Annotated in this window: 6 protein-coding genes and 1 pseudogene; 3 read left to right on the top strand and 4 right to left on the bottom strand. The window is 40.2% G+C overall.

The features are described 5' to 3' along the window. On the top strand, nucleotides 1–384 hold a 384-nt coding region (locus EWV66_RS07520), incomplete at its 5' end, for a DUF2887 domain-containing protein (RefSeq protein WP_287107613.1). A gap of 64 nt (nucleotides 385–448) precedes the next feature. On the opposite strand, the pseudogene EWV66_RS24370 reads toward EWV66_RS07520, so the two are convergent. Beyond that, nucleotides 449–1,012: pseudogene (locus tag EWV66_RS24370) on the bottom strand (PEP-CTERM sorting domain-containing protein). Between the two features lie 164 nt (nucleotides 1,013–1,176). After that, nucleotides 1,177–2,403 carry a molybdopterin molybdotransferase MoeA gene (locus EWV66_RS07510; protein ID WP_052276424.1) on the bottom strand — a complete coding sequence of 409 codons (1,227 nt, stop codon included), beginning with the start codon at nucleotides 2,401–2,403 and terminating at the stop codon, nucleotides 1,177–1,179. 15 nt (nucleotides 2,404–2,418) lie between these two features. Between EWV66_RS07510 and EWV66_RS07505 the strand changes: the two genes are divergently transcribed. Further along, nucleotides 2,419–3,312 (top strand): glutaminase, encoded by an 894-nt coding sequence (locus EWV66_RS07505; protein WP_287107612.1) that lies wholly within the window; start codon nucleotides 2,419–2,421, stop codon nucleotides 3,310–3,312. Between the two features lie 108 nt (nucleotides 3,313–3,420). Here EWV66_RS07505 and EWV66_RS07500 read toward each other — a convergent pair whose 3' ends face one another. Further along, nucleotides 3,421–6,537: a TIGR03032 family protein gene (locus EWV66_RS07500; protein ID WP_287107610.1), complete on the bottom strand. Its 3,117-nt coding sequence runs from the start codon at nucleotides 6,535–6,537 to the stop codon at nucleotides 3,421–3,423. 495 nt (nucleotides 6,538–7,032) lie between these two features. On the opposite strand from EWV66_RS07500, the gene tumA reads away from it, so the two are divergent. After that, nucleotides 7,033–7,275 (top strand): antitoxin TumA, encoded by a 243-nt coding sequence (tumA, locus tag EWV66_RS07495; protein ID WP_052276426.1) that lies wholly within the window; start codon nucleotides 7,033–7,035, stop codon nucleotides 7,273–7,275. A 164-nt stretch (nucleotides 7,276–7,439) separates the two neighbouring features. Here tumA and EWV66_RS07490 read toward each other — a convergent pair. After that, on the bottom strand, nucleotides 7,440–9,196 hold a 1,757-nt coding region (locus tag EWV66_RS07490), incomplete at its 5' end, for a Calx-beta domain-containing protein (protein WP_287107609.1).

Below are 9,196 nucleotides of genomic sequence, written 5' to 3'. Positions count from 1 at the left end.
ACCCCCGACCAAAAACCGCAAGAACTCTTACAATTAATAGAGACGATTCTCGTTTATAAGTTACCGCTTCTCAATCGTCGGGAGATAGAAACTATGTTTAGTTTAGATGAATTAAAACAAACTCAGTATTTTCAAGATGTGCGCGAGGAAGCGCGTCAGGAAGGTCGTCAGGAAGGTCGCGAGGAAGGTCGTCAGGAAGGCATTGAGCAAGGCATTGAGCAAGGCATTGAGCAAGGCATTGAGCAAGGCATTGAGCAAGGCAGACTAAACAAAGCACTAGAGGCGGTCCCTCGTTTGTTAGCCTTAGGGTTAAGCGTTGAGCAAGTCGCATCCGCCTTAGAGTTAGAGGTTAAACAGGTTAGAGCTATGCAAAAAGGGACATAAGACTATATCGCCCCCTAACCAAAAAGGAAGGCGTTTAAACCTTCCTTACCATAGAATTGGTCATTTATTGACGTTTGCGAGCCAATAAACCCAGAGAACCCACCGCTAATAAGCCTAAAACGGTACCTGGTTCCGGGGTTGTCTGTGTCTGGGTGCCTTGAATGGTCCAGTTAGCAGCAACTATATTACCTGATACATTGGTCAAATCGACAGAGTAGTTCAAATCATTAGTAAAGTAAATGCCATTGTCTCCATTCACGAACCATGCGTTAGGTGTTTGTGTAGAATTGGTTGAGACGACATTGACATTAGAGTAATCAATCCAATCAGAAGGAACAGAGGTTAATTGTCCTAAGGCATTGGTGACAAAGCTTCCTACACTAAAATCCAACCCATCACCCCCATTAGGATTAAAGGTGGTAAGTAGTCATGCAAAATTAATTACCTGCCCGATCGAGCTAAAACCCTTACGGGGCAATGATCGTCATGTGTAAATAATTTTGCCTAGGTACTTAACGTGGGTCCCATTACCAAAATTGAAGGTGACACTCACAATGTTGCTGGCGGTCCATGTGCTTGGGGGGAAAATTCCGGCACTTTTTCCCTGAAAATGGGTAAAACCCCACACCCCACACCCTGCCACCAGGAAAAACTTTTTGCCGCAAACCCTAATTAGGGTCTATAGAAAAAGTTCCTAAGCGTAATTCCCCGGCTGCTGTCCTTCGACCTGATTCTTACCGAGAAGGAAATCAAGTCAAAAAAAGAACCCTTGCCAACATCTGAAACTGGCTCTCAAAGGGGAAGTCCAGTCATAACTTCTACTGTTTCTCCCGCTTGTATAGTAGTTTTACCCTGGGGAATTATGGCTAAAGCATTAGTACCCGCTAAATTAATTAAATTAGCCGAATTGTGTTGTCCAGAAGCAAGTTGAAATTGATAAACTCCCTCGATAATTTCTATTTTTCCCCAGAGATAAACTTCTCTTTGTCCCTTAGATTTGAGAGTATCGCGGGTGATAACTCGCAGAAATTTGTTCTGATAATCTGTCAATCCCGATAATTTTTTAATGGCCATTTGCACGAAGCGCCAACAGGAAACTAAAGCAGAGACGGGATTACCAGGGATACCAAAGTAAATACAACCGTTAGGAAAAGTAGCGAAGGTTAAGGGTTTACCCGGTTGAATAGCAACGCTGCGAATTAGAATTTCTGCTCCTAATTCCCCTAAAATTCCCTCGATATAATCGTAATCTCCCACGGAAACACCGCCGGTGGAAAGGACGATAGCACTAGAATTAACGGCTTTTCTGATAGTTTCTCTGAGAAGTTCGGGACTATCTTTGATTATACCTAAAGGTCTAGGAATTGCCCCTAAACTGGCGACAAATGCCGTTAAAGCGTAGCGATTTGAGTCAATAATTTGACCTTTTTGGAGGGTTTCATCGGGATTAATTAATTCATCTCCCGTGGAGAAAATTGCCACTTTGGGACGGGAAAAAACTGTTAATTCGGTAGCTTGTGCCGTGGCTAAAACCGCTATTTCTGGGGAATTAATGGCAATACCAGCTTTTAATAAAGTATTTCCCGCTTGATAGAATGTGCCGCGTTGACGCACGAAAAGACCTATTTTTTCGGGAGGGATAAGAATCGCCACCCGCTCCCCTTTTTGTTGAGTATTTTCCTGCATAATAATCGTATCACTGCCGGCGGGTAACATCGCTCCCGTAAATATTCGCGCTGTTTCTCCGGGTTGAATAATTTTTTCGGGGACTTTGCCGGCGGGAATTTCGGCGATAATCTTTAAAGTAACGGGATTTTCTGGATTAGTGTCTTTGACATCTTCGTAGCGGACAGCATAGCCATCCATTGCGGAATTATCCCAGTAGGGAAAGTCTAAATCACTGCTGATATCTTCGGCTAAAATGCGCCCAAAAGCTGCCTCTAGAGAAACTTTTTCTGTTTCCTGTTGGGGTTGAATTTGAGTTAAAATTATAGATTCTGCTTCTTTGACTGAGTACATGGATTAAACAAACAAATGAACCGATTAGCTAGATTAAGGGTGGAAGATATACAAGCTTGGGTCGGGGAAGTGCATTTATCGGATAGGAAGGGTCAGACTCCCTATTATATACCGGTTTTGAACCAAGTTAATCCCGAGATTTTCGCTCTCCAGATTCACTGTCTTGAGGGGGAGATTTTGTCTTGGGGAGATGAAACTTTAACTTTTCCTTTGATGAGTGTGATTAAACCTTTTTTGTTATTATATCTTTTAACCCATTTAGGGGAAGATGCTGTTTTTCGTCGCGTGGGAAAACAAGCTTCTAGTTATCCTTTTAATTCTTTAACTCAACTGCAAGAGGATCGCGGTTTTCCCCGTAATCCTCTGATTAACAGTGGTGCGATCGCTTTGGCGGATTTATTAGCAGGAGAAACGCCGGAATCTCGCTGTGAAAATTTGCTTTTATGGTTAAATGAAATGGGTAATTGTCAATTATTTTTAGATCGATCTGTGCTTGAGTCTGTTCACTCTTCTCCTAATGTTCACAATCAATCTTTAAGCTTAGAATTAGAAAAAAATGGTTATATCAGTCATCGTTATTTAGCTCTAGAAACCTACAATCGAATCTGTTGTTTATCTGGAAAAATTGACGATCTTGCTAATTTAGGTAAGTTAATTTTAGCTTCTTCTTTTGCCGAAATTATTCTAGAAATTATGACTAATTCTGGACTCTATGAAGCTTCCGAAAAATTTGCTATTGAGGTGGGTTTTCCCACTAAATCGGGAGTTAGTGGGGCCCTATTATCAATTGTACCGAAACAGGGAGCGATCGCTTGTTATAGTCCTCTGTTAAATGAGCAAGGTAATTCAATTTTAGGACTTAATTTACTAACATATATAAGTAGGTGGATGGAATTAAATATAAGATGAACGTAGGTTGGGTTGAAGCATGAAACCCAACCCCCTGGGTAAGCAACTCACATAAAGTTCATTTTGTCAAGGATTGTTAAGATGCCCTTACCCTGATAATTCCAGTGATCAATTGGCTATCTTGATCATCTCTGGTGATTTTCCCGCAGCATAAATATCCCACATTGTCCGATAAGCTTTTTCTAAATTGCGGGTAAAACGAAGGGTATCAAATAACGGATAAGTCAGACGATTTTGTGCTAATTTCTGTTTAAATTCCTGCAATTTATCAGGAGATTTTGCTAAATTAATCGCTAAATTTTTATACTCCTCTAAATTCTTAGTAATTAATTCAGGTAGGCCAATAGCTGTCAGTAAACTAGCACCAACACGGGAAGGAAAAGTTGTACCTGGACAAGTTATAATCGGTAAACCTGCCCATAAAGCATCACTCCCAGTCGTATGAGCATTATAGTATAAAGTATCAAGAAATAAATCAGCTAGTTGATGTCGCGCCAAATGTTCCGACTTAGGTTGGAGATGGGCAAAAATTAAGCGATCGCCATCAATTCCTCGCGCTTTTGCTTCCCGACGTAGATTTGCTTCCGCTTCAGCTACTCTCGAAAATAACCATAACACACTACCTGGAACATTAGCCAAAATTTGCATCCATACAGTGAATATTTGCGGCTCAATTTTATAGGTATGGTTGAAACAACAAAAGACAAAACCCGATTCAGGAAGACCATAATGGGAACGAGTAACAGGTTTAGATGATATAATTTGTTGATAATCATTAGCCTGATAACTATCCGGTAAAATTACCAATTTTTCAGTAAAATCATCAGCAGACTCTGGTGGTGTAACTATGGCATCACCAATAATATAGTCGATAAAATCTGCTCCCATTGTCCCCGGATAAACCAAATAATTAACTTGAATCGGTGCCGGTTTTAAAGCCAATATTTGTGTCCGCGCCTTATCAATATATCCCATCAAATCAACTAAAATATGCACCCCATCATGAAAAATCCGTTGTGCAGATTCCGTAATTGATAAAGTAGCAATATCATAAAAGCGATCGCAATCATTAGCAATGCGACGACGATATTCACTACCATCATCAGGACCATAGGAATAGGCAATTATTTCAAAGTTATTGCGATCATGTAAACCAAAGACACTTTGCATCAAATGACTGGTGGGATGATTACGAAAATCATGGCATAAATAACCTATTTTTAATCGTCCAGATCGGGTGCGTGAATGGTTAAAGTTGAGGGGTTTAGTAACTAAGGCTAATTGTCTTTTAACCTCTTGAGCATAGTTAGAAGCTACTTGCAATTGTTGACTAGCAGACCAAGGTTTATATAAGGTATCAAAGGGAGTTACTGCGGTAGATTTTCCCTCTTGTAACTGGTTTTCGGTTAATTGCCAAAGTTGAATTAAATCAGCTTCTCTTGTCTCCCAATTACAAGTCATTTCCTTCATAGAAAATAAGCAAGCAAAAGCCTCTGGGGAATTAGGTTGAATAGCTAAAGCTTGCTTAAATACGCTCATAGCTGCTTCTACTTTGTCCTGTCTTCCTAACGCTAAAGCCAAACTATTATAAGCTTTAATGTATTTAGGATTAAGCTTAATTGCTGTTTGAAAATAAGCGATCGCTTCTTCAATTTTTCCCTGTAGTTGTAACACATTTCCTAAATTAAAGTGTGCTTCTGGATAATTAGGGTTTTTCCTGATTGCTTCTTGAAACTTTACCCCAGCATCCCCTAACTTATCCTGCATTTGTAGGACTAAACCTAAATTATTATCAGCAAAAGCATAGTTTTGATTGCTACGAATAGCTTGGTTAAAGCAAATAATCGCCTCGTCTAAATCTCCCTTGCTAACTGCTATTATTCCCAAATTATTGTGAGCTTCTGCATAATTAGGATTAATCAATAAAGCTTGCTTGTAAGCCAAAATAGCTTGATCAATTTGTCCTAAACTATCCATGATCACCCCCAACTGATGCCAAGCGGCTGCATATTGGGGAGATTGATTAATTAATTGTTGATAGAGAGCGATCGCTTCTTCAAGCTTAAGCTGTTTTTGCAAGGTGTATGCTTGCTGATAAAGGGTATCTGCTGGGGAAGTATCAGGCTGATTATTTGCTATATTTCCTCCAACTAAAGGAGAAATAGGATCAAGAGTAATAATTTTACTGATGTCATCATTTTGAAATCCTAAAGCTTGGGGACGTTTAACTCCTTCTAAGACTTGTATATCATAAAGTTCAGTCACTTCACCTTCTAAGCGTATCCAGTGAACAACTTCACCCGTTTTCAAATCAATAATTAGCAGACCACAGCGAGGATCTGCTTCTTTAGCCATTAAATTATCATCTAAGATTAACCCCGAAAAAGTCTTATCTACCCCACGATTTTTAGATAATCCAACAATGGCATAATTTCCGACAAATGCTAAACCGCGCAGAAAACCAGGACAAAAAGTAACAGGCTCAAAAATGCCTTTGTCTTGATCAATATAACCAAAGTAACCCGTACCCGCATTTAATAACCATAACTTACCCTGATAAAATCGGGGAGAATGAGGCATAGATAAACCAGTAGCAATCACTTCATTAGACTGAATATCAATGACACAACCGCCAGTTTGTCTTCTGTCTCTCCACCCATCCACCACATCTGATTGACTACAAGCGGTGACATAACGCGCCTTCCCATCTACCAAAGCTAAACCATTGAGATGACAACGATCTTCATTGACTAAAGCGGAAATAAACGATGGTTTCCATAGGGGAATACAACTATGGCGATCGCTGACTGTCGCCAGACAATTTAACGTGGTACTGATAAATATAATTCTTTCAGAGAGATTTTCTATTGCCAAATCGTGAATATCTAAATCCCCAGTAGTATAACTAATGCGGGGGATATAAAGTTTATCGTAACCATCATAAAGCTGTTCGGATGATAACACATTATCTAGTTGCCAGATTTGATAGCGAGAACTAAGATAAATCCTTTCTGGGGTAGTATATAAACCCATGGCGCGGTCAAATATCCGCTCAAATCCCGACATCCCTCTTTGGGGGTTAACTCCTAAAAACATCAGTCGAGAACTTTGATAGGTAGTAAAAGCCAGACTAATCTGCTGAGACTCTAACCAATCAATGAAGTTACGGGAAGCAATTATCTCTACGGGGATAGATTGATTAGTATTGGGAGTTGATTGATTCATCGGTTGTCTAGTCCAAATCTAAAGCAAATTTTATTTCCCTTATTAAGGGGGGATTAAGGGGGGACTAAGGGGGGATCGGCACCCCCCTTATCAAGGGGGGCAGGGGGGATCGAACCTAAAATCCATTTTTAATTTAATTATAACCAGCTACTTATCGTAGGGTGTGAAGCGCGATAGCATAACGCACCAATTTAATAATAGAGGTGGTGCGTTACGGCGGCTTGTTAATTTTGGTTTTTTGACCGAATTGATGGCCGCAAATACGCACCCTACACCTAAATTAGGTGTGTCAGTCCACTACGATTTATGTTTTTGTTTGAGCGCGATCGTTTATAATCAAAATATCATTATAGGACGCGGGCCGATGAAGACGCAAGGTTTTGAACGACGATTCTCTCAAAATCTTGCACCTGTTTCGCTCGTAAAGCCCCAAAACCTTTACTTTGCCTACATTTCAAATTTATTCAGCAAACCCTATTTTGGAGTAAAAGAAAAATGCGTAAACAGACCATTCAATATACATCATCTTTAGATGCTTTGATTGCTGTTGCCAAGCGACTTAGCGTTTATGAGAACCAACATAAAATGGATTCCGAAGATTTTTATAACCAATACAATCAGGGAACATTATCAGATGATATAATATTTATAGAATGGGCAAACGATTATCGTCATTACCTTGCTTTGCGTCAAGAATTAGAACAAATATTAAATCATGCTGCTGAAACTTTTATCTGATTACCTCAATCAAGTAGAGCAAGCAATTGTGGAGCCAGTAGGGTGTGAAGCGCGATAGCGTAACACACCGATTTAATGATAGAGGTGGTGCGTTACGGCGGCTTGTTAATTTTGGTTTTTTGACGGAATTGATAGCCGACTAACGCACCCTACACCTTAGACACTTAGATAAAGAAATTACTCACTGGAATGCTCCCTAAAGCTGGTAAAGTGCCAGTAAATCCGGTGATATTTATTAATAAATCATTGCTGGATTGGAAGCCATCTGTGCTATCATTAATAACGAGGTAAGTTCCAGCGATCGCACCGGTTGTTACCTGCACTAAGGCGGCACTATTAACCCCTAATCCTTGATTACCTGTAGTCGCTCCATTGGCATCAGTAAATACTTGATTGACTAAATTCTGTAAAGTGGTGACGGTGCTATTAGCAGCACGACTGAAACTACTAGGCGCACTCGTGGCGTTTCCAGCTTGAGTTAATAAGTCAATTTTATCACTATTGATGGCAAAATCTGTGATACGATCGCTTGTTGATATGGTAGATTGGCCAAATTGGAAGATGAAGGTATCTGCACCTAAACCACCGGTTAAAGTATCAATTCCCGCACCTCCATTGATTTGATTAATACCATTATTTCCAGTGATATTATTGTTACCAGCGTTACCCGTACCATTAATATTATTAGTGCCAATTAGTCTGAGGTTTTCGACATTATTGGGTAGGGTGCGAGTGAGAGTGCTTTGCCAAGTATCAGTAATGATAACTTCTCCTATTCCTCCTTCGGGATTGATGGTAGCATTAACGGGATTTGACAGGGTTACTGTAAAAGCTTCATCAGGTTCATTGAGGTTATCATTGAGGATGGGAATGCTAATAGTAGCAGTGGAAGTATTAGGTGCAATGGTGATAGTTCCGGTTTTGCTAGTGTAATCTACATTAGCGGTAGCATTAATGGGTGCAGTGGTATAGTTGAAGGTAATTGGTTGTGAATTGGGATTATCAACTGTGACGGTGAGGATGGCATTATTATCTTTACCTTCCACTACGGTGATGTCATTAATGGAGAGTTGCGAGGTGACAGTGGTATCGTCATTATTAATTGTCCCCGTAACTGGAGTAGTCGTACCTATCGTATAACCTGTCCCCGCAGCAAGGGTTAAAATAACAGTTTCGTTACTTTCTACTATTGTGTCAGCAGTGGGGTCAACTGTTACGGTAGCAGTGGATGAACCAGCAGCAAAGGTGACAGTATTGGTAGTCCCTGTACGAGTGTAGTCGGTATTTAAAGTCGCTGTCCCTCCGAGGGTGTAATTAACCGTTAAAGGATTAGTTGTTACTCCGCTACGAGTGAAGGTATAAACCAGATTTGTTGTCCCGTCTTCGGTAACACTTGCGGGAGAAACTGCTAGGGTGATGGTGGGAAGAGTCGGACTAGCAACATAGCTAAAATAACTAGCAGTTAGACTTAATGCTGTTTGATTGTTGATAACCGCAATAAGTTCATCTGGTTCGCTGCCTGGTTTGTTGATGTAGAGATTAGTATTAGAACCAGAAACCGATAACAGATAGTTACTACTTGAACCTCGTAGTTGAATTGTGTCATCAGTGGTGTTAAAGTCGGCAATTGTCGCGTAGTCGTCATCACCGGGAAGGGTGCTATTACCGTCATCATAGAAGGTCTTTGTTGTATCTGCAAGAATAAAGCGATCGTTTCCTGTTCCTCCTTCTAAAGTATCTCGTTCTCCTGTACCGCTATTGGTTCCTTGTAGCGTGTCATTGTCATCTTGTCCATAAAGGTTATCATTACCTGAACCACCAGTTAATACATCATTACCTTCTCCTCCTTTTAAAATCACATAAGTAGTTGCAGAAGCATTAATATTATCGTTACCAATTCCCCCTTGAAAATCTAATTCTT

This window comes from Microcystis sp. M_OC_Ca_00000000_C217Col, from assembly GCF_007095585.1.
GTDB classification, from domain to species: Bacteria; Cyanobacteriota; Cyanobacteriia; order Cyanobacteriales; family Microcystaceae; genus Microcystis; species Microcystis panniformis.
Note: the sequence above shows the minus strand (reverse complement) of the source record. Positions and strands in the feature narration are given on the sequence as shown.

Excerpts from the sequence above, each read along its gene's own strand:
- EWV66_RS07510 (WP_052276424.1), bottom strand. The coding sequence starts at position 2,403 with ATGTACTCAGTCAAAGAAGCAGAATCTATAATTTTAACTCAAATTCAA.
- EWV66_RS07505 (WP_287107612.1), top strand. The coding sequence starts at position 2,419 with ATGAACCGATTAGCTAGATTAAGGGTGGAAGATATACAAGCTTGGGTC.
- EWV66_RS07500 (WP_287107610.1), bottom strand. The coding sequence starts at position 6,537 with ATGAATCAATCAACTCCCAATACTAATCAATCTATCCCCGTAGAGATA.
- tumA (WP_052276426.1), top strand. The coding sequence starts at position 7,033 with ATGCGTAAACAGACCATTCAATATACATCATCTTTAGATGCTTTGATT.